Raw genomic sequence first — 24,319 nt, forward strand, 5'->3', positions numbered from 1 at the left:
CCACGAAATGTATCGCCGCCATGCGACTTAACCGAGACAGGTCACCATTGGCCTTGGACCCGCGCGCCTTCGAATTGGACGGATCGTGGGGCGTCCGGCTGTCCGCAAGTGGGCGTTAGCGGACATTCGCATGTCATCGGTGCCGTACGTCCGGCTTTAGTGGCAAGCGGCCATTGGCCGTCGGGCTCGCTAGACCGTCCTGCGTTCGGCGCGGTGCTCAGCTTCCTTCTTCCGCCGCGCTTTCCTGCAGCTGCTGTCGGGCCTTGGCGCTCATCGCATCGGTTTCGGTCAAGTCGACGACATGGACTGTCGGCTTGCCGGTACGTTGTGGAATGCGGCTGCCGGTTGCGATGCCGTATGCGGCGCGAACCGTAAATCGGTCGATCCGGTAGATGCCCGGATTGCCTGGTTTAACCGCGAGCGGAGCATAGCGCCGCTTCCCCACTTGTTCGACAAACTCCGAACCCAGCCGACCGATGCCTTCGTTCCGCAGGATTTCGACGTCCCCCGGCCGACCGTCTGGGCGAATCCAGTAGCCGACATCGATGAACCGGACGCTCCCGTCGGGCTGAAACCTGGTCAGCATCCCGTATGAAGCCAGGACGATGTCTTCGAACTTCGGTGCAAAAAGAAGCTGCGGCGATTTGGTCGGGGAGCGACGCAGCCGTGCCGCCAGAATGTCCACAGCATCCGCGTCGCCGTCCCGAATGGCGATCCGCGCCTTCAGGATGTCGCGGAGTTCCGATATCATCTGGTTGTCCGCACCGGCCAGCCTCACTGCCTCGTCTGCGAAACGCACCGCGTTGCCTGAACGACCCTGCAACAGTGCCAGCCACGCGCGCCGGAACGCCGCGCCGGCTGCGACGTCGGCGTAGCTGCTCTCCACGGCGCGTCGCTGTATGTCGAGGTAGGCCTTGTCCGCCGCCACCGGCAAGCCCAACCCGACCATGTTATCAGCAAAGCTGAGTTCCTGGCCCAGCGTCGCTAAATTGCTTCTCCCCAGGTGGCGGCGTAGGACAAGGACGTTGTTTCGCGCCGAGTGCCGCCAGAGCTTGCTGAGGCCTTCATGCTCCGCGACGGTTGCCAGTGTCGCGTAGAGGCTGGAGACCGGTCCCGGCAACTCGGCCGCATGATCCTTGTTGCGTCGGATCGCGCTTTGCAGGGTGCGCTGCGCATCGACGTAGCGGCCGTCACCGAACTGCTCGACAGATGCGTTGAGCGATGCCTCCACGTCTTCGGCCGGCGGGCAATCACGCGCGAGGCACGCCGTCAGATCCTGTTCGGCACGGCGTCCGACAACCACGACGTCTTCCGGTGAAGCCGGCGACGAAGTAGCGGCTTGCGCCAGAAGGAAGAGCACCGAAAGAAACATCCTCGAGAAGCTCTCGCGAATATAGTCGGCCGTCAAGCGTCAACCGCGAAATGCAAGAATAGTAAAGTCCGGGCGTTGGCGGACATGAGGGACGCCCGAATTTCGGACCGTCCCATCGTGGTGGACTATGGACAATATCCTAACGCCCCCGCCCCCGATCCCCGACGTTGCGCAAACCGCCCCGGAATGCGAAACGCCTCGGCCGCTCCCCCGTCGGCGCGTGCCGAGATCAGGATCCGAGGTTCATATGACGGTCGTCGCCGCCTATCTCTATCGCAACGGCAAGCGGGTGCGCGAGGTTTCGATCGACGAAAAGGTCGACTGTCCGGCCGACAAGTCCGAATTCGTCTGGATCGGCCTGTGCGACCCCACCGATGCGGAGATGCAGACGCTCAAGCAGCACTACGACCTCCACCCGCTGGCGATCGAGGATGCCGTCAACGCCAACCAGCTGCCCAAGGTCGACGTGTACGGGGACCAGCTGTTCGTCGTCGCGCGCACCGCCGCGCTCGACGGCGACACGATCGACTATGGCGAAACCGCGATCTTCGTCGGGCACAGCCACATCATCAGCGTGCGCCACGGCAGCGCCCGGTCGCACAAGGTCCTGCGGCAGCAGCTCGAAGCCGCGCCTTCGCTGCTCATCCACGGCGTCGACTATGTCCTCCATGCGGTGCTCGACTATATCGTCGACGGCTATCTGCCGATGGTGGACACGATCGAGGATATCGTGTCCGCTATGGAACAGCGCACGCTCGACACCTTCCTCGACCGCGACGAAATCACCCGCATCTTCACGCTGCGCCGCCAGCTCACCCGGTTCCAGCGCGTGCTGGGCCCGATGGCGGAGGTTGCGGGCAAACTGGTCCGGCTCGACCTGCCCTGCATCGACCCCGACACGCGACCCTATTTCAGCGACGTGCTCGATCATGTCCGCCGGATGCAGGTCATGATCGACGGCCTGCTTCAGGTGCTGACGTCGGTGTTCGAATTCAGCAACCTGATGGAACAGCAGCGCACCGGCGCCATCACCCGGCAACTCGCCGCCTGGGCCGCGATCCTGGCCGTCCCCACCGCCATCGCCGGCATCTACGGCATGAATTTCGAAAATATGCCCGAACTGAAGACCGAATATGGCTATTTCGTCGTGCTCGCCGTCATCGCGGTGATCTGTACCGCACTCTACCTCCGCTTCAAACGCGCCCGCTGGCTCTGACGCAAACGCCGCTCACCCCGCCTTCGCCAGCTCCTCCGCCACCAGTTCCTTTCGGCTGAGCTTCCCCACCAGCGTCCGCGGCAACGCATCGCGCACCTCCACCGCCACACACCGCTCATGCTTGCCGACCAGCGGGTTCAGCCACGCCATCAGCTCGTCGCCCGTCACCGCGGCGCCCTCCACCAGCGTCACGAACGCCTTCGGCCGCTCGCCCTGATACGCGTCGGGCACGCCGATCACGATCGCGTCGCGCACCGCGTCGTGGCGGTACAGCACCGTCTCCACCCGGCTCGGAAACACCTTGAACCCGCCGACCGAGATCATGTCCTTCAACCGGTCGACGATCCGGACATAGCCGTCTTCGTCGATCACCCCGACATCGCCGGTCCGCAAGCCGCCGTCCGCAAAGGTCGTCGCATCCAGCTCCGGCCGCTGCCAGTATCCCGCCATCACCTGCGGCCCGTGGATCACGATTTCGCCCGGCTCGCCCGCCGGCGCATCGCGCGTCGCATCCTCGCGGTCGACCAGCCGCATCGTAGTGGCGGGCAACGGCTGCCCGATCGTCCCGGTCTTGGCCAGCCCCTCATAGGGATTGGTCGCCGCGATCCCACTCTCGGTCAGGCCGTACCCTTCGACCAGCACCGCGCCCGTCGCCGCCTCGAACCGCGCCTTCACCGGCCCGGCGAGCGGCGCACCGCCCGAGATACACACGCGCAACGACGACAGGTCCGTCGTCGCCAGCTTCGGATGATCCATCAGCGCCTGGTACATCGTCGGCACGCCCGGCAGGCTCGTCGCCTTCGTCCGTTCCACCGCGGCCAGCACGGCGGCCGCATCGAACCGCGGCAACAGCACCATCGTCCCGCCGTTCGCCACCGTTCGGTTCAGCACGCACGCATTGGCAAAAATGTGGAACAGCGGCAGCGCGCCGACGATCCGATCCGGCGCCCCCGCCTCCGGATCCACGTCGATGATCTGCCGCGCATTGGCGGTCAGGTTCTGGTGCGTCAGCATCGCGCCCTTGGGGCTGCCGGTCGTGCCGCCGGTATACTGGATCAGCGCCACGTCGCGGACCGCATCGATCACCGGTTCCGGGAACCGCCCGTCATTGGCGATCAGCGCGGAAAATGTCGTGATCCGCGCATCGTCCGGCCGCGCCGCCACCTCCTTGCGCTTCAGCAGCCGGTACAGCAGCGACTTGCCGCGCGGCAGAGCCCCCGCGATCGACCCGACCACCAGCCGCTCCAGCCCGCTCGCCGCCAGCACCTTCACCGCCGTCGGCAGCAGCGCGGTGGCCGACAGCGTGAACAGCACGCGCGTGCCGCTATCCTCCACCTGATGCGCCAGCTCCTCCACCGAATAGAGCGGCGAAAAATTGACCACCACCGCACCCAGCATCAGCGCGCCATAATAAGCCGCCACATAATGCGGCACGTTCGGCAGGAACAACCCGATCCGGTCCCCCCGCTCGATCCCCATCTTGTGCAGCCCCGCCGCCACCCGCCGCGCGCCGTCCAGCACCTCGGCATAGCCATAGGTTCGCCCCATGAAATCGATCATGGCCGCTTGCGGGCCGCGGGCCACCGCCCCCGCCAGCATCGCCGGCACCGTCATCGGCGGATACTCCCGGTCCCACGCGGTGGGATGGGAATAGCCGGTCGCCCATGGGTTCGGATGTTGCATGACGTTGACGTAAACGGAACCGGGCGACAGTGCAACGCCCTACGATGCTGCTCCCCCGGTCACCCCGGGCCGCCCGGCTCCCCGCCCGCGCGGACCTTCGCCAGGTGAGGATCAGAAGCCGATCCGCGCCACGAACCGCGCGGACCGCGGCGACTGGTACGACGTCGGCAGGCGATACGTGGCGGATGCTGCGCCGCCGTCATCCGTGCCCTGCTCGTCATAGTCGATCTTGGCCTTCTGGTTGAACACGTTGAACACCGACACTTCGAACGTCAGGTTCCGGTTCTCGGGCTGCGGCCGGAACGACAGCGTCAGGTCGGTCGATGTGTTCCAGTCGCTCTTGAACACGCTGCCGCGCTGCACCAGCACCGTCTCGTTGTCGTCCGACACCTGGCCATCGACGATCGGGCAGAAATTGCCGGCCGAGCCATAGGCGTTCGCGAACGGATCGACCGAATCCGGGACCAGCCCGATGCACCCGAACCGGCGCGGCGACACGGCGGCGAAATTGGCGCCGATCAGCAACCACGGTCGCACCTGGAACGCACCGTACAGCTTGATGTTGTGACGGCGATCACCCGGCAGATACCCGTAGGCGCCCTGGGTGAAGCCCGGCTGATCGAAATCCGTCGTCAGGCCGCTGTCGGACTGGCCGTTGTCGGATTTCACGCCGCCTTCGATGTTCCCGCGGTTCTTGGCATAGGTGTAGGATCCGTTCAGCGTCCAGAGGCCGTCGAACTCGCGGTTGAACGTGGCGGTGATCGCCTTGTACGTCCGGCGCGCCTTAGGATATCCCAGCTCCTCCGCGGTGAAGCTGACGGTGCGGGCCGTGGCTTCCCCGTTGATGGGGTCCGACAGCGTGATCGTCGCCGCCTCGCCCGGGTTGATCAGCACATATTGGTGGAACCCGGTCCAGATGTCCTCGCACCCCGAAATGCCCTCGCGGTTGCAATAGGCCAGCACGCCCTGGTCGATCGCAGCGTCCTCCAGCGACGCGTTCAGCTTGCGATACGTCCCGTACAGTCCGACGCGGATCCGGCTGCCCAGCCGGCGCTCGCCGCCGATGATATATTCGTCGATCGACTGCGGCTTCAGCGATTTCGAAACGGTCGCTTCGGTCGGCGTCGCGGTGCCGTCCGACACCAGCTGGCAGTTGGCGTCCGTGCTGCCCGGGCACGCGCTGCTCCCGCCCGTGAACGACAGCGCCTGCCCCAGGATCGGGCTGTTGTCGGCATTCACGCCCAGCAACTGATAATAGCGCGTATAGTCGGTTTCGGCGCCCGCCAGCCGGATGTTGGTGTTGGTCGCGACCGGCTGGAAGATCCGCCCGAACGACCCGTAGATCTTGGTCCGCGCATCGCCCGTCGGGTCGAAGGTGAAGCCCAGTCGCGGCCCCCACTGGTCGCCCGATTCATAATAGGTTTCGCCGTCCACATTCTTGTTGGTGAACCGGTCGTTCCGAACACCCAGCGACAGGTTCAGCCGGTTGTTGAACAGCGACCAAGTGTCCTGGATGTAGAACGCTTCGTTCCTGGTCTTGAACACCCCGCCGTTGAAGTAGGTCCGCGCACTGACATACTCGGTCCCGGCCGGCGCATAGCGGTTCCCCGCCGCGGCGGTCAGGTAGGTGTAGGCGACACCGCCGTTATAGGATGACGTGGTATCCGACGTCAGGTTCTCGCGGTCGTAACCGCCCCGGATGTGGTGCGACCCGAGCAGGTTGAAATAGATGTCCGCATCCGCCCGGTAGAATTCGCGCGTATCGAACGACGATGTGCGTGTCGCGGTGGGATTGCCGATCGACTGGGCCGTACCGGTGCGCTGGTCGAGGATGTAGGGATTGTCGCTTGACGATTGCGTAACCTCGCGGTCCTTGTTCTTGCCGTATGCCGCCGACAGGGTCAGCCATTCGGTGAACGTGCCGGTATAGCGGCCGACGAAATTCTTGCCCCCGAACTTCTCGACGTCCGAACTCTGGAACAACGTCCGCTGGTTGGTCGTGACGTCATAGTCCAGGTTCGTGATGGTCTCGGTGCGGGACGTATCGAAATAGGTGAATTCCAGCCGGTGCCCGTCGGCGATGATCGCGTCCAGCTTGCCGCCCCAGTACGGGCTGTCGCCGACCCGCTCGGAATAACGCTGGTCGGTGACGCTGCCGTCGCCCTGCTGCGTGTGGCGCGCCTGGTAGAAGCCGTAGAAGAACAGCCGATCCTTGATCAGCGGCCCGGACGCATAGAAATACGCGTTGCGCGATTCACGGATGTCGCCGTCATTGTCGTCGCGGAACGTATTGGGGGAATCGCTCCGCAGGAAATCGGGGGTGTAGGACAACACCGCCCCCGCGTGGAACTCGTTCGAACCGGACTTGGTCGTGGCGCTCACGAAACCACCCGTCGCGCGGCCGAACTCGGCCGGATATCCGCCGTTCTTGATATCGACCGTGTCGTAGAATTCGAACGGCACCGTCGTCGAACCCAGGCCCTTGCGGAAATTGGTCACGTTCAGGCCGTTCACGAAGAACTGGTTTTCCGACACGGACGCCCCGGAAAACGACGCCAGATCGCCGAACGCGCTGTCGCCCTGCGACGTGCCGGGCGACAGCCGGATGATGGCGGTCAGGCTGCGGTCCACCGGCACCTGTCGCGCGATCTCGGTGACGTTCACCACGGTCCCGGTCGTCGTCCGTTCGAAATCGATCGTCCGCGTCCGCGTCCCGGTCACGACGATCGCGTCGCCGCCGGCCGCCGCCCCCGCTGCATTGTCCGCCGCGCCCGTTTCGCCGACGGCCGCCAGCGAGAATTGGTTGGACGCCTGATCCGGCTCCAGCACGACGCCGCCCTGCGTGCTCGTCGTAAAACCGGTCGCGGTGATCGTCACCGTGTACGTCCCCAGCGGCAGCTGCGGCAGGCGGTAATTGCCGCCGCCGTCGGTCGTCGTCGTGCGGGTGAAACCCTGCGCGGCGGACTGGAACGCCACCGTTGCGCCGGGCACACCGGCGCCCGCCGTCGTCACGATCCGGCCGGATGCGGTCACGTTCTGGAAATCCTGGGCGGCGGCGACCGACGGAACGACCATCGCCGAAACCGCAAAAGCAGTCAGCGCACGGATCGATGTCGAGCGGGCAAGAAAGGTCGCGCCCAGAAGGCGAAGATTGGATGTCATCTATGCTGCCCCTGCACCTGACGGCCCGAACATCGGGTCGTGGTATGCACTCAAGCTGACCAGCAGGGCGCAAGCTGTCAAAGCGGTTTTCATGAGATCGTCATATTGATAGAACGTCGTTGCAACGCAGCAACAGCGTATATCTCAGACTGAACCCCTATTCAGTATGAATTTCCGTAAACCTAAGCGCAATTATTTCGGAGAGTATACATTAGGGGGCTCGTAATTCACCTAACTACCAGTTTGGAATATTACACGCCTGTTCTTTTCTAGGATGAAATTTGGCTTCTTCAACGGGCATGATTGCCGGCTTTGTGTCAGTCATGAACGACTTACGAACATGTATCTCCAAAACGCCTGCCCATGTGTTGACCGGGAAACATGGGCGTTGCAGGCACCGGGCCTTGCCGGACCGCGCGGGAGTAGCGCCCTGTCGCGATCGCTGTATCATCGTGGCAAATCCGGGGGGGGAATCACGGTTTTCATGCGTCACGTCTTGCTTTGCGCCTTGCTGGCGACCGTCCCGGTGGCGGCGATTGCCGCGTCCGACAAACCGGTCTTCGGCCCCCTCCCCGCCTGGGTCAGGCCCGTGCCGCTGCCCGCCACGCCTCCCGCGGACGATGCGCCGCTCCGCATCCTGCTGACCGATCAACAGGTCGCGATCGAACCGACGCGTCAGACGGTCTATGCCACCACGACGATCCTGATCCAGACGCCGCAGGGGTTGGCCGCAGGTAATATCTCGCTGCCCTAGCGGCCGGACACCGACGTGCTGACCGTCCACGCGGTCCGCATCCACCGCGGTGCCACGGTCATCGACGTGCTCGGTTCGGGCCAGACCTTCACCGTTGTCCGCCGCGAACCCAATCTGGAAAGCGCGATGCTGGACGGTGTGCTCACCGCCAACATCCAGCCCGAAGGGTTGCAGGTCGGCGACCGGCTCGAAGTCGCCACCTCGCGCACCACCAGCGATCCGGTGCTGGGCGGCCATGTCGAACAGTTCGCCGGCCTCTGGAACGGCGTGCCGATCGCCCGCGCGCATCTGTCGATGCAGTGGCCCGCCACGCTGCCGCTCCGGTTCCGATCCGCTGGCACGCTCCCCGCGGTCCGCCCGACGCGCGTCGGCTCGCTTTCCCGCATCGAACTGCAACAGGACGATATCAAGCCGCTCGTCCTGCCGAAGGGCGCACCCGCCCGGTTCCAGGTCGGTCGCGTGCTGGAGGCGACGGACTATGCCGGCTGGGCCGATCTCGCCGCGCTGATGGTGCCGCTCTACCGCACGGCCGCTACGCTTCCCGCGACCGGCCCGCTCCAGGCGGAGGTCGCCCGCATCCCCGCGCTGTCCGCCGATCCGCGCGTCCGCGCCGAAGCCGCGCTGGCGCTGGTGCAGGATCGGGTCCGCTACGTCGCGCTGGCGATGGGCGCCGGTGGGCTGGTACCGGCCACCGCGGCCGAAACCTGGGCACGCCGCTACGGCGATTGCAAGGGCAAGACCGCGCTGCTGGTTGGGCTGCTCGCGGCGCTCGATATCCCGGCCGAACCGGTCCTGGTCAGCACGGTCTATGGCGACGGGCTCGATCAACGCCTGCCGATGATCGGGCTGTTCGATCATGTCCTCGTCCGCGCCACCGTCGCGGGCCGGCCCTATTTCATGGATGGGACGCGCACCGGCGATACCGCGCTCGATCGGCTGACCGTGCCGGCCTATGGCTGGGGCCTGCCGGTGGTGCCGACCGGTGCCGCGCTTGTCCGGATGATGCCGCCTCCGCTCGCCGCGCCCGCCGATGAAACCATCATCCGCATCGACGCCACCGGCGGGCTTACACTGCCCGCGCCGGTCCGGATCGAACAGATCTTTCGCGGCGACCTGGCCCAGGGTGCGCGGCTCGGCATGTCGACGCTCTCGGGCACCGCGCGCGACAACGCGCTGCGCGCTTACTGGAAGGAACGCTACGACTTCATCGACGCCACCACGACCACCGCCAGCTTCGATCCCAAGACGGGCGAACAACGCTTCGTGCTGGACGGCAAGGCGCGCATGAAATGGGGCGACTACGGCTATGAAACCGACGGCACCGGGATCGGCTACAAAGCGGACTTCACCCGCGATCCGGGCCCCGATGCGCAGGCGCCGTTCGCGGTCCCCTACCCCTATTCGAACCGCGTCGTCGAAACGATCCTGCTGCCGCCCGGCTTCGAAACGCTGAAGGCCGGCGTCAAGAGCGACGTCGACCGCACCATCGCCGGCATCGCCTATCGCCGCGTGTCGACGCTCACCGGCAACGTCTTCACGATTGAGAAGTCCGAACGTGCCGTCGCCCCCGAATTCCCCTTCGCCGAAGCCGCCGCCGCACAATCCGAACTGCGCAAGCTGGCGGAGGATGCGATCTACGTCCGCAAGCCAGCGCGTTACCAAAGCACGAGTAAGGAGATCGACGCCAGTCTGGCCGTTACGCCCACGACGGCGGAGGCGTTCATCGACCGGGCCTGGACGCTTCAGAACGCTGAGCAATATACGCTCGCGCTTGACGACCTGAACGAAGCCGTGCGGCTGGATCCCAAGTCGGCATGGGCTCTTGCGAATCGTGGTTCGGTGAAGATGATGATCCGTGACGCCAGCGCTGCCAAGGATATCGACGCCGCCGCCGTGCTTGATCGGCAACCCGGTCGTGCTTCGCATGCGCGGTAGCCAGGCGCTCGAAAAGGGCGCTTTTGCGGACGCCGTCACCGCATTCGATACGGCGTTGCAGGTCGAAGCCGGTCACAGCTACGCGCTCGCGAACCGCGCCTATGCCCGCTTCATGCTCGGCGATGACGCCGGTGCACTCGCCGATACAGCGGATGCGATCAAGGCGAACCGAACCGCTCTCGGTCCTTACGGATTGCGCGTCCAGATTGCCCATGAACAAGGCCGGACCGATGCGGTCATGGCGGAAATGGCCGCGCTCGTGGCTGCCGCACCGTCTGAACCAGCGACGCAGATATGGATCGCTGGCCTGTACCGGAACGTCGATCGTCCGATCGACGCGTTGCGTGTCTACGACCGCGCGATCGCGCTCAAGCCGACGGCAACGCTTCACGCCGCACGCTACCGGGCCCGTCCGAAGGCAGACCGGGCCGGTCGACAGGCCGATCTTGATGCCATTGCTCGACTGTCGCCGAAGTCCGATTTCGACGACAGCGAGCGTGCCCGGATGCTTGACGAGACAGGAAATCACGTCGGTGCCATCGCACTCTACACGCGCACGCTGGCAACGCACGCCGATAAACAAGGTTGGTTGACCAGACGCGGCATATCCCACGCCACGGCCGGAGAAACGGCGTTGGCCGCTGCGGACTTCATGCAAGCGCGCAAATTGGCAAAGGATGCGAACCGGCTGAACAACCTTTGCTGGGAAAAGGCCGTCTCCGGTGTTGCGCTTGAAACAGCGCTGTCAGAATGCGACGCCGCTCTCCGCCTCGAACCTACCGACGCTGCGATATGGGACAGCCGCGGACTGGTTCTGCTCCGCCTCGGACGTTGGACCGACGCGATCTCCGCTTATGATCGGGCGCTTGCGCTGTCGCCATGGCTGGCGAACGCACGCTATGGCCGCGCGATCGTCCGGGCACGGATGGGTGACAAGGTTCGCGCGGAAGCCGATGCCTCCGCCGCACGACGCAGCAGTTTTGATATAACCAAGGCCTATTCGGACATGGGGCTAACGCTGTAGGTCCGACACACCAAGCACCGCGACATCCAGCGTCAACCCGCCTTGCCCCACCCCACCCCGCCACCCATCTCCCGCCTGACAGGCGTGAGCCGGCTTGCCGCGCACGAACAAATCTGGAACAGACCGCTTCATGCTGACCCATATTTCCGTGCGCGGCGCGCGCGAACACAATCTCAAATCCGTGAACGTGGAGATTCCGCGCGACAAGCTGGTGGTCATCACCGGCCTGTCCGGCTCCGGCAAATCCTCGCTCGCATTCGACACCATCTATGCCGAGGGGCAGCGCCGCTACGTCGAATCGCTCTCCGCCTATGCCCGCCAGTTCCTCGAACTGATGCAGAAGCCCGACGTCGATCATATCGAGGGGCTCTCCCCCGCCATCTCGATCGAACAGAAGACGACCAGCCGCAATCCGCGCTCCACGGTCGCCACCGTGACCGAGATCTACGACTATATGCGCCTGCTCTGGGCGCGCGTCGGCATCCCCTATTCGCCCGCCACCGGCCTGCCGATCAGCGCGCAGACCGTCAGCCAGATGGTCGACCGCGTCGCGGCACTCCCGGCCGGCACGCGCTTCCTGCTGCTCGCCCCCGTCGTCCGCGGCCGGAAGGGTGAGTACCGCAAGGAAATGGCGGAGTGGCAGCAGGCCGGCTTCACCCGCGTCCGCATCGACGGCACGATGCACGAGATCGAGGACGCCCCCGCGCTCGACAAGAAGTACAAGCACGACATCGAGGTCGTCGTCGACCGCATGGTCGTCGGCCCCGACATCGCGACCCGCCTCGCGCAGAGCTTCGAAACCGCGCTGAAGCTCACCGACGGCCTCGTCTATGTCGATCTGGTCGATGCCCCCGCCCCCGCCGACGCCATCCCCGCGGACGAGGCGCTGGCGAAGAAGAAGTCCGTCGCCGGCAAGAACATCCCCGACAACCGCATCGTGTTCTCGGAGAAATTCGCCTGCCCCGTCTCGGGCTTCACCATTGCCGAAATCGAACCGCGGCTCTTCTCGTTCAACGCGCCGCAGGGCGCCTGCCCCGCCTGCGACGGCCTCGGCGAGAAGCTCTATTTCGATCCGCAGCTCGTCGTCCCCAACGAACATCTCTCGCTCAAGAAGGGCGCCGTCGTCCCCTGGGCGAAATCCAACCCGCCCTCGCCTTACTACATGCAGGTCCTGGCCAGCCTCGCGAAGGCCTACGACTTCTCGCTCGACACCCCCTTCAACGCGCTCAGCGAGGAGCAGCGCGCCGTCGTGCTGCGCGGCACCGGCGGCAAGGCCGTCACGCTCCGCTTCATCGACGGCCGCAAGTCGTACGAGGTCGAGAAGGCGTTCGAAGGCGTCATCGGCAACCTCGAACGCCGCATGCTCTCCACCGACAGCGCGTGGATGCGCGAGGAGCTGGCCAAGTACCAGTCCGCCGCCCCCTGCGAAGTCTGCGGCGGCGCGCGCCTGAAGCCGGAGGCACTCGCCGTCAAGATCGCGGGCGAGGACATCTCGCTCTCCACCCGCCGCGCGGTCGGCCCCGCGCTCGCCTTCTTCCGCGCCATGCCGGACAAGCTCAACGACCAGCAGCGCCAGATCTCCGCCCCGATCCTCAAGGAGATCGTCGAACGGCTCGGCTTCCTCGACAATGTCGGCCTCGACTATATCAGCCTCGACCGCACGTCCGGCACGCTCAGCGGCGGCGAAAGCCAGCGCATCCGCCTGGCCTCGCAGATCGGCTCCGGCCTGTCCGGCGTCCTCTACGTGCTCGACGAACCCTCGATCGGCCTGCACCAGCGCGACAACGACCGCCTCATCGTCACGCTGAAGCGGCTCCGCGATCTCGGCAACACCGTCATCGTCGTGGAACATGACGAGGATGCGATCCGCACCGCCGACTATGTCATCGACATGGGTCCCGGCGCGGGCGTCCACGGCGGCGCCATCGTGGCGGAGGGCACGCTCCAGCAGATCCTCGACAACCCCGACAGCCTGACCGGCGACTACCTGACCGGCCGCCGGATGGTCCCGCTGCCGGCCAAGCGCCGCAAGGGCAATGGCAAGAAGGTCACGGTGAAGGGCGCCCGCGCCAACAATCTGAAGAACGTCACCGCCTCGATCCCGCTCGGCACCTTCACCTGCATCACCGGCGTGTCGGGCTCGGGCAAGTCCACCTTCACGCTCGACACGCTCTACGCCACCGCCGCGCGCACGCTGAACGGCGCACGCATGCTGGCCGGCCACCACGAAACCATCACCGGCCTCGAATATCTCGACAAGGTGATCGACATCGACCAGTCGCCGATCGGCCGCACCCCGCGCTCCAACCCCGCCACCTACACCGGCGCGTTCACCAACATCCGCGACTGGTTCGCCAACCTCCCCGAAAGCCAGGCGCGCGGCTACAAGCCCGGGCGGTTCAGCTTCAACGTCAAGGGCGGCCGGTGCGAGGCGTGCCAGGGCGACGGCGTGCTCAAGATCGAGATGCACTTCCTCCCCGACGTCTACGTGACGTGCGACGTCTGCCACGGCCACCGCTACAATCGCGAAACGCTGGAGGTGAAGTTCCGCGGCCGCAGCATCGCCGACGTGCTCGACATGACGGTCGAGGACGCGGTCGAATTCTTCAAGGCCGTGCCCCCCATCCGCGACAAGATGGCGATGCTGGCGGAGGTCGGGCTCGGCTACGTCAAGGTCGGGCAACAGGCGACCACGCTCTCGGGGGGCGAGGCGCAACGCGTCAAACTCGCCAAGGAACTCGCCCGCCGCGCCACCGGCAACACGCTCTACATCCTCGACGAACCGACCACCGGCCTGCATTTCGAGGATGTCCGCAAGCTGCTGGAGGTCCTCCACGCGCTCGTCGAACAGGGCAACAGCGTTGTCGTGATCGAACATAATCTGGAGGTCATCAAGACCGCCGACTGGGTCATCGACCTCGGCCCCGAAGGCGGCGACAAGGGCGGCGAAATCGTCGCCGTCGGCACCCCGGAGCAGGTTGCGAAGGAACCGCGGAGCTATACCGGGGGGTATTTGAAGCCGTTGCTGAAGCTCGGCGACATCAAATCATAAGTCGTCCACATAAGGCTCATCAGGCGGCGAGACCGTCTTACCCATATTCACCTGCTCAGTGATATGCATATTTATCCGGGCTGAAATCGCCATTTCAGTTCCCTTTATTTTTCCAGGAACATCAAGAGACGTTAATTCAATAATTTGCCTGCCCCAGCAAGGGCTGATTTTATTCCATGCGTCATCTTGGATAATTCGATCCGCTAATACCTTGTAGCCGATTTCATCGTCTGTTTGCCGAAATGATATCCACTCACCTGCTCTTGCAACATCGATCCTGTCATAATGCTTTCCGCCGCCCTGCTCTTCTGGTTTACGCGTACTTCCCCAATCCCCGTAAATCACCTTTGCGATATTATGCCGTGCAACCAGCCTTGCATACAGTTGTCTATCGTCATTTAGAAATGTGTGCTTGTATTTTATACTAGAGAATGAGTTTGGAAAACTACTTGAAGTACAGGCTATCTCGACGGACGCATCCCACTCGGTAATTTTACCAATAATGGATGAAATCCACATCTCTTGAGCAAGAACGTCCCTGCTCCAACCAATATCGATCACAAAGACTGTATCGTCAGCTATCAAAAGCTTGCTCGCTAGAAGCTCCTCTAACCCGTAGGTAAAGTTTTGCTCGACTCTTACAACAACGCCTCTATTAATTTTATTAATATGCTCAAACTGCTTATCAAGATCTGATAGCAATCCGTTAACATTACGCAATACTGGAACGCGAAAATCGTTCGGTTCGACGAGGTCATAGTAATTTTTAAAACCACCAGCCGGGTCGAATAAAATTTCAAACTCATCACAACACGGTGACTTGGAAACAAACGCACGTTTGTAGCGATCCAAGTCAAAGCCATGCCGGAACCCGGCGGTTGCCGCATCAAGTTGATGTAAAATAGGTTGAAATTTGTTAGTATTCGGCCATGGTCGAACAGCTATAATCGGAAAAAACCCTTTCCGGATAGATGCGTCGAGCCGGCTTAAGGCGCGGATCTCCGCGCGTTTCGAGCATAAGAAGGCGACATATTGAGCATCTTGCAGCATCTATTACGCAATCCCTAGACGAACTTTCATAGCAGGCAACGAGACCCTGAAGATTTTCGCCAACTGCATCGCAGAAGCATCATCTTTTTTGCCGCCGAGATTCTCGAGAGCTTCGTCAAGAGCAGCTCTTGGCATAACAATCTCGGCTGCTAGGCGATTTGCCTCTGTTTCTCGCTTCGAACTTAGACCGGACCTATACATCACGTTATCAACAATTCCATTCTTTATGTAATCCCGATGAAGTAAGAAATGTGCTATTTCATGAGCAATCGTGAATCGCTGTCGCTCAGGAATCTCATACCGATTTACTCGAATATGGAACCCGCTCGGGGTTTCACTGTTAGGCTCGATAAGTCCAGAAATGTTTGGGCTTAGCAATGCTAAGTTCACCTGTATGCCGAGCTCCTGAGCGAGCTTACCTACGGGGACTGGGACCATATTTTTGTATCGGTCCAGTATGCTCCGATGCTCAACGTTGATCATCAAATACACCTATGCTGCCTGATCATCTTCGTATGGCTCGTCATAAACATCAATCGGACCTACGCCCTCGTAGACCGCCTCCCTTACAGTTCGCCTGATCATATCCCGAAGCGGTTTTCCCTCTTCAAGCTCAGATCCTATATAACTGAACGAATGGTCACGAAGCTTTGACTCAATTGAAGCCCATCCCAGAACCGCCAAGACGCCTACGAACAGAGTTACAATCGTAAGCATCACGCCCAGACATGTAAGTAATATAGAGATAAAGTCTGCGTATGAGAGCGTATAGCTAATTTTACCAAAGTGACCACTTAAACTGGCACCGATTGCTCCGGCGATCACACCGAACACGACTAAGCCACCCAGCTTCACAACGCTCTTCATTCGGCTCGCTAGTCGCATAGTCGCCTCTTACAGGAACGGAAGTAGAACGTATCCATAAAATACGCTTGACGTCAACATGATCGGGATAGCGTTATCAGTCGCAGAGTTACGTAGAAAATCCTGTCCTACACACCTCGAACAGGCATATCTCCCCGGTCCCCTTGGAACATCCGGAGGACCGTCCATGCCCCGCTTGCCGCACCCGCCCGCCGCCCCGGTCGTCCGACCGGATCAGGCCACGCCCCCGGCGCACTGGATAGACCCAACCCGCATCGATGACGACCATCCCGCCGTCCGCGATTGGCTGGCGCATATCGCTGCCGGGCGGATCGGTGCGCCGCTGCCGGTGAACCCGGTCGTCGTCGCGGTGCGCGACCACAATGCCGCGCTGATCGCCCGCCGTGCACAGGCGGCACGGGCCGCGGGCAAGCAGCCATGACCGCCCCCGTCCCAGTCCCAGTCCCCCAGCCGGGCCACGCCGCCCCCGACGCCCAAACCCCGCTCCCCGCCCGCCACGACGGCTGGACCCCGGCGCGCCAGAGGCGCTTCCTCGAAGCGATCGCGGACGGCGCCACCGTGGAGGACGCGGCGCGCGCCGTCGGGCTCACCGCCACCGCCGCCTACAGCTTCCGCAGGCGTGCGCCCGGTGCCGCCTTCGCGCTCGGCTGGGCCGCGGCGAACCTGCACGCGCGCGAACGGCTGGCCGACACGCTCGTCACCCGCGCGCTGGAGGGGCAGGTCGAGACCATCACCCGCCCCGACGGCAGCGTGATCGAGCGCCACCGCTACGACAACCGGCTCGGCCTCATGATGCTCGCCCGGCTCGACCGCCAGGCCGCCGCCGACATCCCCGCGTCCGCGACCGCCGCCGGCGGACCGACAAGCATGCCCAGCGCCGCGCGCACCGTCGCCGCCGGGTTCGACGCCTATCTCGATCTCATCGCCGCCGACGCCGGCCCCGCCCGCGCCGCGCTCTTCCTCGCCGCCGCCCCGTCCCAGGACACGCCCGCCGCCCCCCTCGCCCACGCCGACCGCTGGCTTCACGCCGACACCGCGCCCGACCTCGTCATGGCCGCGGATCACGCGCGGGCGGAGCCGGAAGAGCCGGTCCCCTCGATCGCAACCCCCTCCACCGACGAACCGGAAGCAGCCCCCACCCCCAACCGTCATTCCGGCGAAAGCCGGGATCTCCCCGTGGCTGGCGCTGACCCCTTACCGAAGGGAGTTCCCGGCCTCCGCCGGGATGACGCCCAAGGGGACCGCGACGACGCTGGCGCCGAACCGGACGACGCCGCAGGTCAGCAGGCCACCACCATGCCCCCGACCGAACAAAACCAAACCCCCGCAAACACCGCAACTTCCTCAACTTCGCCCACCCGCGGCGTGCCGCTTCACCCCGACTACCGCGCCCACTGGACCGCGGAGGACTGGGCGCGGGCCGAGGCAGCCGGGCTGCTGATCCTCGCCGTCCCCGTGCCGCCCGCCTGCCCGATCGCCGCGGCCGACGGGGTGGCCGGCCGCGCCTTCGGGCTCGGCACCGAAACCGTGTCCGAACTGATGGGCAGCCTCTCCGGCCGGACCCAGCTGCTGTCCCGCGCGCTCGCCCGGCTGGGGGACCGCGACCCGGACGAACCGCGCGCCCCGCCGCCCGAATATGCCCCCGACCCGCTCGTCTGGCGCGAGGAAGGCGGCACCTGGCGCACCGCCTTCCCGCCCCCGCCCGGTTTCATGGGCGAGGAACAGTGCGACTATGGCGACGAGGACTATGCCCGCACGCTCACCCCGGACGAGCAGGACATCGCCGAAGCCTTCGAACTCCGCCACCCCGCCCGCGTCGCCCACGCCGCCGAACGCGACGCCTAGTTCGCCGGCGCCGGCGATCCGGGTGCGGTGGTGGAGGATGCAGAGCCCGAGGCCGAACCGGAAGCGGACCTCACCCCACCCCCAGTCCGTCACCCCGACGGAAGCCGCGCTGACGCACCTGCGTCTCACACCGCCGAAACCGGCCCGAATGGGCAAGGCGCGGCAAACCCCGAGCAACAGCACCCACCCCCCCAAACACCATGCGCGCCGACCCGCCATTAATCCGCGTCAACCCGCGCATCCTTCCCGCGGATCGCTCGTTCGGCACGCATTCCACCACAGACGGGACCTTTGCCATGAGCATCTTCGACAAGATCCAGCACGCCATCTTCGGCGACAAGGGCCTCCTCGGCACCGGCATCGGCGCGACCAAGGCCTCCCCGGCCGCCCCCGCCGCCGCACCCGCGCCGATCCCCGGCGTGGCGCGTGCGCCTGCCCCCGCCGGCATCTCGCCCGCCCCTGCCACCCCGGTCATCCCCGCCGCCGCGCCCGCGGCCCCGGTCGATGTCGAAGCCGTGCTGACCGCAAAGGCCGCCGCTGCCGGCAAGCCCAGCAACTGGCGCACCTCGATCGTCGATCTGATGACGCTGCTCGGCCTCGACAGCAGCCGCCAGAACCGCACCGAGCTCGCCCACGAACTCGGCTACACCGGCAGCACCGAAGACAGCGCCGCGATGAACATCTGGCTGCACCGCCAGGTCATGACCAAGCTGGCCCAGAACGGCGGCGTCGTGCCCCCCGCGCTGCGCGACTGATCTTCGGCCTCCCCGTTTCCAAAAGGATACCAAATGGCTGACACCAGCACCGACATCGCCACGCTGAACGGCCTCATCGCCACCACGCTCGACAGCGCGGATGGCTATAGCGAGGCCGCCAAGGACATCGACGGCAGCCGGTTCGGCGCGATCTTCACGTCGCGCGCCGCCGAGCGCCGCCAGGTCGCCGCCAATCTTCAGGGCGAGGTCGTCCGTCTGGGCGGCAACCCGGAAGACGACGGCACTATCCTGGCCCAGGCGCACCGCATGTTCGTCGACCTGAAAGCCAAGGTCACCGGCTCCGACGACAAGGCCGTCGTCGACGAGGTCGAGCGCGGCGAGGACCACATCAAGGCGAAGTTCGAAGCCGCGATGAAGGACACCGCCGTGTCTCCGCAGGTCGCCACCGTGATCCGCGAAGCCTACGACTCCGTCCGCGAAGGCCACGACCAGATGCGTGACATCAAGCACGCCATGGAACGCCACGCCTGACGAAAAAGGGGCGGCCCAGCATCACGCCGGACCGCCCCTCTTTTTCGGACTTTTAGAAAAACCGCTTATCCCGAGCGAAGTCGAGGGACCCGCCGAGCGAAGCCGAGGCGCCCAAAGCCGGAACCCTACTTCTCCTCAGGCTCCTCTTCCTCACCCTTCACCCCATTCACACCCTCAAGGGCCTGCTGCCCCGCCGAACCATAATCGGCCTGCCCGCCTTCCAGCATGGCGTCCTTGTCTTCCGGCTTCTGCTCCGGCGTCTTTTTCGGATCGGTCATCATGTCGCTCCTTTGATGGCTCGAGTATGAAACGGCCCCCCCGCCCCGCCGTTCCGGCTTGCACCCCGCGGCCATCGCTTTAGGAGGCGACGGACCAATTTGGGGAATGACCGCATGACCACGCCGTTCAGGATCGCGCTCGCCGGGCTCGGCACCGTCGGTGGTGGGGTGGTGAAACTGCTCGACGCGAACCGCGCGCTCATCGAACGCCGCGCCGGTCGCGAAATCCGCATCGTCGCCGTCTCCGCCCGCGACCGCACCCGCGACCGCGGCGTCGACCTCTCCCGCTTCGACTGGGTCGACGACGCTGCCACCCTCTCGTCCCGCACCGATATCGACGCGGTCGTCGAACTGATCGGCGGTGCCGACGGCCCCGCGCTCACCCTGGCCCGCGCCACCCTCGCCCGCGGCTGCGCCTTCGTCACCGCCAACAAGGCCATGATCGCCCACCACGGTCTCGAACTCGCCCAAACCGCCGAAACCAGCGGCGCCGCGCTGAAATACGAAGCTGCCGTCGCCGGCGGCATCCCCGTCATCAAGGGCCTCCGCGAAGGGGCCGCGGCCAATGAAATCGCCCGCGTCTACGGAATCCTCAACGGCACCTGCAACTACATCCTGACCACCATGGAATCCGAAGGCCGCGATTTCGCCGACGTCCTCGCCGACGCCCAGGCGCTCGGTTTCGCCGAAACCGACCCCAGCTTCGACATCGACGGCATCGACGCCGCCCACAAACTGTCGATCCTCGCCAGCCTCTGCTTCGGCACCGCCATCGACTTCCCCGCCGTCACCGTCTCCGGCATCCGCAACGTCATCGCCGCCGACATCACGGAAGCCGCAGCACTCGGCTACCGCGTCCGCCTCATCGGCCTCGGCGAAGCGGACGGCCACGGCCTGTTTCAGCGCGTCCACCCCTGCCTCGTCCCGCTCGGCCACCCGCTCGCCCACGTCGCCGGCTCGCTCAACGCCGTCGTCGCCGAAGGAAACTTCGTCGGCCGCCTCCTGTTCGAAGGCCGCGGCGCCGGTGAAGGCCCCACCGCCTCGGCCGTCGTCGCCGACCTGATCGATGTCGCCCGCGGCGAAACCGGCCCCGCCTTCGCCATGCCCGTCTCCGCGCTCGCCAAATCGTCGCCCGCCCCCGCCGGCGACCGCCGCGGCCGCGCCTATCTCCGCTTCACCGTCGCGGACCGCCCCGGCGTCCTGGCCGAAATCACCGCCGCAATGCGCGACGCCGGCGTATCGATCGAAAGCATGGTCCAACGCGGCGCCGACACCGCCGGCCGCGTCCTGCTCGTCATGGTCACCCATGTCTGCCCGGAACGCGCCGTCACCGACGCACTCGACCGCCTCGACGGATCGCAGAGCATCACCGGCCGACCGATGCTCATGCACATCCTCGATATCTGACCGTTATTTGGGGTCCTCGCCCTTTAGCGCGGTGACCACCTTGCCGATCGTCTCCAGCAGCTTGGACGGTTCCGCACAGCCGGGGCGGTGGCAGAACCGGGTAGCAAACACGCCGCTTGCCGGTTCGGACGGATGCCTCACCCTGTCGCCCTGCGCGAACCGATCGTCCGGCAACGGCACGCGGTACGGCGACGACGTGCCGGACTCGTCGGCGCACACCACGATGTCCTCGCCCCGCTTGGCGACGCAGGGTCGCCCATTCCGGCGAGGCCCGTAATGCTCGTCATACTGACTGTTTAGCGTCTGCACCGGAGTCCTGACGGGCCTGGCCGGAGCGGGCGGGCCATAAGTCTGCGCACCGGCTGACACCGCTGTCGCGAGCATGACCACAAGGGCTATTGGCCTCGACAACCGGTACCCCCCTCTTTATCGCCTGCCCCGACGGAACAGACATGAGGATGGCACATCGCATGGTTAAAGCAAGCAAGGCCTTGGACCGGGTCCTCGTCCTGGAAATGGTCCGCGTGACCGAGGCCGCCGCCATTGCCGCATCCACGCTGGTCGGCCGCGGCGACGAGAAAGCCGCCGACGCCGCCGCTGTCGAAGCGATGCGCGCCGCCTTCAACGAACTGGAATTCGACGGCACCGTCGTGATCGGCGAGGGCGAGCGCGACGAAGCCCCCATGCTCTTCATCGGCGAAAAGGTCGGCACCGGCCGCGGCCCCAAGATCGACATCGCGCTCGATCCGCTCGAAGGCACCACTATCACCGCGAAGAACGGGCCGAACGCCCTCGCCGTGTTGGCGATCGCGGAGGAAGGCGGCCTGCTGAACGCCCCCGACGTCTACATGGACAAGCTCGCGATCGGGCCCGGCTACGCGCAGGACCTCGTCTCGCTCGACAAGACGCCGACGCAGAACGTCACGGCGCTCGCCGCGGCAAAGGGCGTCGAACCCAGCGAGATCATCGCCTGCGTGCTCGACCGCCCGCGCCATGAAAAGCTGATCGCCGAACTGCGTGCGCTTGGCTGCGGCATCATGCTGATCCCGGACGGCGATGTCGCGGGCGTCATTGCCGTTACTGATCCGGACACCACGATCGACATCTACCTCGGCTCCGGCGGCGCACCCGAAGGCGTGCTCGCCGCGGCCGCACTGGCCTGCGTCGGTGGCCATTTCCAGGGACGCCTGCTGTTCCGCAACGATGACGAGCGTGCGCGCGCCGCCAAGTGGGGCGTCACCGATCTCGACCGGATCTACCAATTGTCCGATCTGGTCCGCGGTGATGCGATCTTCGCGGCCACCGGCGTCACCGACGGCTCGCTGCTGTCGGGCGTGAAGCGCAAGAAGGGCGGGGTCATGACGACCGAAAGCGTCGTCATGCGCGCCAGCTCCGGCACCGTGCGCTGGGTTAAGGGCGAGCATCACAAGACGGCATGATCCGGGCGAACGACATTTCCTAACCGGCATCCGTTCGCTAAGGCGGGCGGATGTCTGCTTCTGTACTCGGTGTCGATCGTTCAATTCTGGGTCAGGCGTGGCGGTGGCGCGGGACCGATAGCCAGTTCGGCACCGAACCGGATGCCGGTTTCCGTCCCGATGATCTCGTCACGCAATTGCTGCTCACCCGCGGGTGCCCGCGCGACGCCGTCGAAACGCATCGGCTGCCCACCATCCGCGGCTTCATGCCGGACCCGTCGATCTTTCGTGACATGGACCGCGCGGCGGAAAGGTTCGCTGACGCCGTCTGCAACCGCGAAGCGGTGGCAATCTTCGGCGACTATGACGTCGATGGTGCCACGTCCGCCGCGCTAATGGTCCGCCTGCTCCGCGCCCTCGGCTTGAACCCCGCGGCCTACATTCCCGACCGCATCACCGAAGGATACGGCCCGACGACCGCCGCTCTGCTGCGCCTAGGTCAGGCCGGCGCATCGCTGATCCTCACGGTCGATTGCGGCGCCCAATCCTACGAACCCCTCGCCGCCGCGCACGCCGCCGGTATCGACGTCGTCGTGGTCGATCATCACAAATGCGCGTCGGAACTGCCGGTCGCCTTCGCCGTCGTGAACCCCAACCGGCTGGACGAGGACGCCGGCGCGGCGTTCGGCCACCTGGCAGCGGTAGGCGTCGCATTCTTGCTGGCCGCCGCCCTCCTGCGAACGCTGCGCTCAAGGAATTTTTTCGAAAGCCACCCCGAACCCAAACTGATCGACCTGCTCGACTTGGTCGCGCTCGGCACTGTGGCGGACGTCGCCGCACTCAAGGGTCTCAACCGCGCCTTCGTGACGCAAGGGCTGAAGGTCATGGGCGCACGTCGCAACGTTGGCCTGTCCGCGCTCGTCGACGTCTCTCGCCTCTCCCGCGTGCCCACCTGCACCGATCTCGGCTTCGCGCTCGGCCCGCGCATCAATGCCGGCGGTCGCGTGGGAAAGTCCGATCTCGGCGTTCGATTGCTGACCACCGACGACGCGGACGAGGCGGAAGCGCTAGCGATCGAACTCGACCGCCTCAACGGCGACAGACGCTTGATCGAAACCGCTGTCAACGAGGCCGCTGAACTCGCGCTCCGGACGGCCTCGGATCAATCTGTAGCGATCGTCTCCGGCAAGACCTGGCATCCCGGCGTCATTGGCATTGTCGCCGGCCGCCTGAAAGAACAGCTCGGACGACCGGTGATCGTGATCGCCATCGACGAAGACGGCCTCGGCAAGGGCTCTGGCCGTTCGATCTCCGGCGTCGATCTCGGTGCCGCCGTCCTGGCCGCAAAGGACTCCGGTCTCCTGATCGCAGGCGGTGGCCACGCCATGGCCGCGGGCCTCTCGATCGACGCCGACCGGATCCCGGCTTTGGGCGAGTTCCTGCACGAGCGGCTGGCTGCGGTCGTGGAACGATCCAGACAGGATCGCGCCATCCTGTTCGACGCCGTCATCGCCCCCGGCGGCCTCACACCCGATCTCGTCACCTCGCTGGACGAGGCCGGTCCGTACGGCATGGGATGGCCCGCCCCGCGCATCGCCGCAGGCCCCGTTCGCGTCATCCGCGCCGACACCGTCGGCAACGGTCATGTCCGCGCCGTGGTCGCTGGTGCCGACGGCCGGTCGGTTAAGACCGTCGCATTCCGCCACGCCGCCACGCCGCTCGGCCAGGCACTTCTCGGAGCCGGCCCGGACCGCCGCCTCTGGATCGCCGGCCGCGCGAAGATCGACGACTGGAACGGTCGCATGTCCGCCGAACTGCATCTCGAAGACGCCGCATGGGCCGACTGAACCGATACCGGCTTGACCGCTCCCCCACTTGCCCCTAATCGGCAGTCCGCGCTGCACGGCCCCATCGTCTAGCGGTCTAGGACGTCGCCCTTTCACGGCGAAAACACGGGTTCGATTCCCGTTGGGGTCACCACGTTGAAAACG

The 24,319-nt window shown here is 65.1% G+C and carries 20 protein-coding genes and 1 tRNA gene; 13 read left to right on the top strand and 8 right to left on the bottom strand.

Features of this window, described 5'->3' with window-relative positions:
• Positions 1-217: 217 nt before the first annotated feature.
• Positions 218-1,408 carry a hypothetical protein gene (locus tag IEX50_RS14355; RefSeq protein WP_157177061.1) on the bottom strand — a complete coding sequence of 397 codons (1,191 nt, stop codon included), beginning with the start codon at positions 1,406-1,408 and terminating at the stop codon, positions 218-220.
• A gap of 211 nt (positions 1,409-1,619) precedes the next feature.
• Here IEX50_RS14355 and IEX50_RS14360 point away from each other — a divergent pair, with 211 nt between their 5' ends.
• On the top strand, positions 1,620-2,588 hold the full coding sequence (locus IEX50_RS14360) for a magnesium and cobalt transport protein CorA (RefSeq protein ID WP_157177060.1): 969 nt from the start codon (positions 1,620-1,622) through the stop codon (positions 2,586-2,588).
• A gap of 12 nt (positions 2,589-2,600) precedes the next feature.
• Here IEX50_RS14360 and IEX50_RS14365 read toward each other — a convergent pair whose 3' ends face one another.
• Both IEX50_RS14365 and IEX50_RS14370 read right to left on the bottom strand, forming a co-directional pair.
• Positions 2,601-4,271: a long-chain-fatty-acid--CoA ligase gene (locus tag IEX50_RS14365; RefSeq protein ID WP_157177059.1), complete on the bottom strand. Its 1,671-nt coding sequence runs from the start codon at positions 4,269-4,271 to the stop codon at positions 2,601-2,603.
• A gap of 111 nt (positions 4,272-4,382) precedes the next feature.
• Entirely contained in the window at positions 4,383-7,433 is a 3,051-nt protein-coding gene (locus IEX50_RS14370) for a TonB-dependent receptor (protein WP_157177058.1), read from the bottom strand.
• 484 nt (positions 7,434-7,917) lie between these two features.
• Between IEX50_RS14370 and IEX50_RS14375 the strand changes: the two genes are divergently transcribed.
• The 4 genes from IEX50_RS14375 (at position 7,918) to uvrA (ending at position 14,198) form a co-directional block, all read left to right on the top strand.
• Positions 7,918-8,187 (top strand): hypothetical protein, encoded by a 270-nt coding sequence (locus IEX50_RS14375; protein ID WP_157177057.1) that lies wholly within the window; start codon positions 7,918-7,920, stop codon positions 8,185-8,187.
• A 15-nt stretch (positions 8,188-8,202) separates the two neighbouring features.
• Positions 8,203-10,122: a DUF3857 domain-containing protein gene (locus IEX50_RS14380; RefSeq protein ID WP_157177056.1), complete on the top strand. Its 1,920-nt coding sequence runs from the start codon at positions 8,203-8,205 to the stop codon at positions 10,120-10,122.
• Positions 10,085-11,146: a tetratricopeptide repeat protein gene (locus tag IEX50_RS14385; RefSeq protein WP_157177055.1), complete on the top strand. Its 1,062-nt coding sequence runs from the start codon at positions 10,085-10,087 to the stop codon at positions 11,144-11,146. The genes IEX50_RS14380 and IEX50_RS14385 overlap by 38 nt, the downstream gene beginning before the upstream one ends.
• Positions 11,147-11,276: 130 nt before the next feature.
• Positions 11,277-14,198, top strand: coding sequence for an excinuclease ABC subunit UvrA (uvrA, locus tag IEX50_RS14390; RefSeq protein WP_157177054.1), 2,922 nt, complete (start codon positions 11,277-11,279; stop codon positions 14,196-14,198).
• On the opposite strand, the gene IEX50_RS14395 is transcribed toward uvrA, so the two are convergent.
• The 3 genes from IEX50_RS14395 to IEX50_RS14405 are packed head-to-tail and all read right to left on the bottom strand — an operon-like array spanning position 14,193 to position 16,115.
• The gene (locus tag IEX50_RS14395) at positions 14,193-15,248 is read right to left on the bottom strand and encodes a beta family protein (protein WP_157177053.1); all 1,056 of its coding nucleotides are present in this window, start codon (positions 15,246-15,248) and stop codon (positions 14,193-14,195) included. The two genes, uvrA and IEX50_RS14395, sit on opposite strands and share 6 nt — an antisense overlap.
• Before the next feature lie 3 nt (positions 15,249-15,251).
• On the bottom strand, positions 15,252-15,731 hold the full coding sequence (locus IEX50_RS14400; RefSeq protein WP_157177052.1) for an ImmA/IrrE family metallo-endopeptidase: 480 nt from the start codon (positions 15,729-15,731) through the stop codon (positions 15,252-15,254).
• Positions 15,732-15,740: 9 nt separating this feature from the next.
• Entirely contained in the window at positions 15,741-16,115 is a 375-nt protein-coding gene (locus tag IEX50_RS14405) for a hypothetical protein (protein ID WP_157177051.1), read from the bottom strand.
• 184 nt (positions 16,116-16,299) lie between these two features.
• Between IEX50_RS14405 and IEX50_RS14410 the strand changes: the two genes are divergently transcribed.
• The 4 genes from IEX50_RS14410 to IEX50_RS14425 all read left to right on the top strand — a co-directional run bounded on the left by IEX50_RS14410 (position 16,300) and on the right by IEX50_RS14425 (position 19,225).
• A complete protein-coding gene (locus IEX50_RS14410; RefSeq protein ID WP_157177050.1) occupies positions 16,300-16,554 on the top strand; it encodes a hypothetical protein in 255 nt (84 codons plus the stop codon).
• Positions 16,551-17,978, top strand: a complete 1,428-nt coding sequence (locus tag IEX50_RS14415) for a hypothetical protein (protein WP_157177049.1) — start codon at positions 16,551-16,553, stop codon at positions 17,976-17,978. The genes IEX50_RS14410 and IEX50_RS14415 overlap by 4 nt, the downstream gene beginning before the upstream one ends.
• A 296-nt stretch (positions 17,979-18,274) precedes the next feature.
• Positions 18,275-18,733, top strand: coding sequence for a DUF3597 domain-containing protein (locus tag IEX50_RS14420; RefSeq protein ID WP_157177048.1), 459 nt, complete (start codon positions 18,275-18,277; stop codon positions 18,731-18,733).
• 33 nt (positions 18,734-18,766) lie between these two features.
• The gene (locus tag IEX50_RS14425; RefSeq protein WP_157177047.1) at positions 18,767-19,225 is read left to right on the top strand and encodes a PA2169 family four-helix-bundle protein; all 459 of its coding nucleotides are present in this window, start codon (positions 18,767-18,769) and stop codon (positions 19,223-19,225) included.
• 125 nt (positions 19,226-19,350) lie between these two features.
• Here the strand turns inward: IEX50_RS14425 and IEX50_RS14430 are convergent, their stop codons facing one another.
• Positions 19,351-19,503 carry a hypothetical protein gene (locus IEX50_RS14430; protein ID WP_157177046.1) on the bottom strand — a complete coding sequence of 51 codons (153 nt, stop codon included), beginning with the start codon at positions 19,501-19,503 and terminating at the stop codon, positions 19,351-19,353.
• 114 nt (positions 19,504-19,617) lie between these two features.
• Here IEX50_RS14430 and IEX50_RS14435 point away from each other — a divergent pair, with 114 nt between their 5' ends.
• Complete coding sequence (locus IEX50_RS14435; protein ID WP_157177045.1) at positions 19,618-20,910, top strand: homoserine dehydrogenase; 1,293 nt, start codon at positions 19,618-19,620, stop codon at positions 20,908-20,910.
• Positions 20,911-20,913: 3 nt separating this feature from the next.
• Here IEX50_RS14435 and IEX50_RS14440 read toward each other — a convergent pair whose 3' ends face one another.
• A complete protein-coding gene (locus IEX50_RS14440; RefSeq protein ID WP_157177044.1) occupies positions 20,914-21,129 on the bottom strand; it encodes a hypothetical protein in 216 nt (71 codons plus the stop codon).
• A gap of 251 nt (positions 21,130-21,380) precedes the next feature.
• Here IEX50_RS14440 and glpX point away from each other — a divergent pair, with 251 nt between their 5' ends.
• The 3 genes from glpX to IEX50_RS14455 all read left to right on the top strand — a co-directional run bounded on the left by glpX (position 21,381) and on the right by IEX50_RS14455 (position 24,308).
• Positions 21,381-22,349, top strand: a complete 969-nt coding sequence (gene glpX / locus IEX50_RS14445; RefSeq protein ID WP_157177043.1) for a class II fructose-bisphosphatase — start codon at positions 21,381-21,383, stop codon at positions 22,347-22,349.
• Positions 22,350-22,399: 50 nt separating this feature from the next.
• Positions 22,400-24,175 carry a single-stranded-DNA-specific exonuclease RecJ gene (gene recJ / locus IEX50_RS14450; protein ID WP_157177042.1) on the top strand — a complete coding sequence of 592 codons (1,776 nt, stop codon included), beginning with the start codon at positions 22,400-22,402 and terminating at the stop codon, positions 24,173-24,175.
• A gap of 57 nt (positions 24,176-24,232) precedes the next feature.
• Positions 24,233-24,308, top strand: a tRNA-Glu gene (locus IEX50_RS14455).
• The last annotated feature ends 11 nt before the right edge of the window (positions 24,309-24,319 follow it).

The sequence above is a fragment of the Sphingomonas prati genome (assembly GCF_014643515.1).
Lineage (GTDB): Bacteria > Pseudomonadota > Alphaproteobacteria > Sphingomonadales > Sphingomonadaceae > Sphingomonas_R > Sphingomonas_R prati.

What these genes read in the sequence shown, in the direction of transcription:
- IEX50_RS14360 (WP_157177060.1), top strand. Translation starts at nt 1,620, where the DNA reads ATGACGGTCGTCGCCGCCTATCTCTATCGCAACGGCAAGCGGGTGCGC.
- IEX50_RS14365 (WP_157177059.1), bottom strand. Translation starts at nt 4,271, where the DNA reads ATGCAACATCCGAACCCATGGGCGACCGGCTATTCCCATCCCACCGCG.
- IEX50_RS14370 (WP_157177058.1), bottom strand. Translation starts at nt 7,433, where the DNA reads ATGACATCCAATCTTCGCCTTCTGGGCGCGACCTTTCTTGCCCGCTCG.
- IEX50_RS14375 (WP_157177057.1), top strand. Translation starts at nt 7,918, where the DNA reads ATGCGTCACGTCTTGCTTTGCGCCTTGCTGGCGACCGTCCCGGTGGCG.
- uvrA (WP_157177054.1), top strand. Translation starts at nt 11,277, where the DNA reads ATGCTGACCCATATTTCCGTGCGCGGCGCGCGCGAACACAATCTCAAA.
- IEX50_RS14395 (WP_157177053.1), bottom strand. Translation starts at nt 15,248, where the DNA reads ATGCTGCAAGATGCTCAATATGTCGCCTTCTTATGCTCGAAACGCGCG.
- IEX50_RS14400 (WP_157177052.1), bottom strand. Translation starts at nt 15,731, where the DNA reads ATGATCAACGTTGAGCATCGGAGCATACTGGACCGATACAAAAATATG.
- IEX50_RS14405 (WP_157177051.1), bottom strand. Translation starts at nt 16,115, where the DNA reads ATGAAGAGCGTTGTGAAGCTGGGTGGCTTAGTCGTGTTCGGTGTGATC.
- IEX50_RS14410 (WP_157177050.1), top strand. Translation starts at nt 16,300, where the DNA reads ATGCCCCGCTTGCCGCACCCGCCCGCCGCCCCGGTCGTCCGACCGGAT.
- IEX50_RS14415 (WP_157177049.1), top strand. Translation starts at nt 16,551, where the DNA reads ATGACCGCCCCCGTCCCAGTCCCAGTCCCCCAGCCGGGCCACGCCGCC.
- IEX50_RS14420 (WP_157177048.1), top strand. Translation starts at nt 18,275, where the DNA reads ATGAGCATCTTCGACAAGATCCAGCACGCCATCTTCGGCGACAAGGGC.
- IEX50_RS14425 (WP_157177047.1), top strand. Translation starts at nt 18,767, where the DNA reads ATGGCTGACACCAGCACCGACATCGCCACGCTGAACGGCCTCATCGCC.
- IEX50_RS14430 (WP_157177046.1), bottom strand. Translation starts at nt 19,503, where the DNA reads ATGACCGATCCGAAAAAGACGCCGGAGCAGAAGCCGGAAGACAAGGAC.
- IEX50_RS14435 (WP_157177045.1), top strand. Translation starts at nt 19,618, where the DNA reads ATGACCACGCCGTTCAGGATCGCGCTCGCCGGGCTCGGCACCGTCGGT.
- glpX (WP_157177043.1), top strand. Translation starts at nt 21,381, where the DNA reads ATGGTTAAAGCAAGCAAGGCCTTGGACCGGGTCCTCGTCCTGGAAATG.
- recJ (WP_157177042.1), top strand. Translation starts at nt 22,400, where the DNA reads ATGTCTGCTTCTGTACTCGGTGTCGATCGTTCAATTCTGGGTCAGGCG.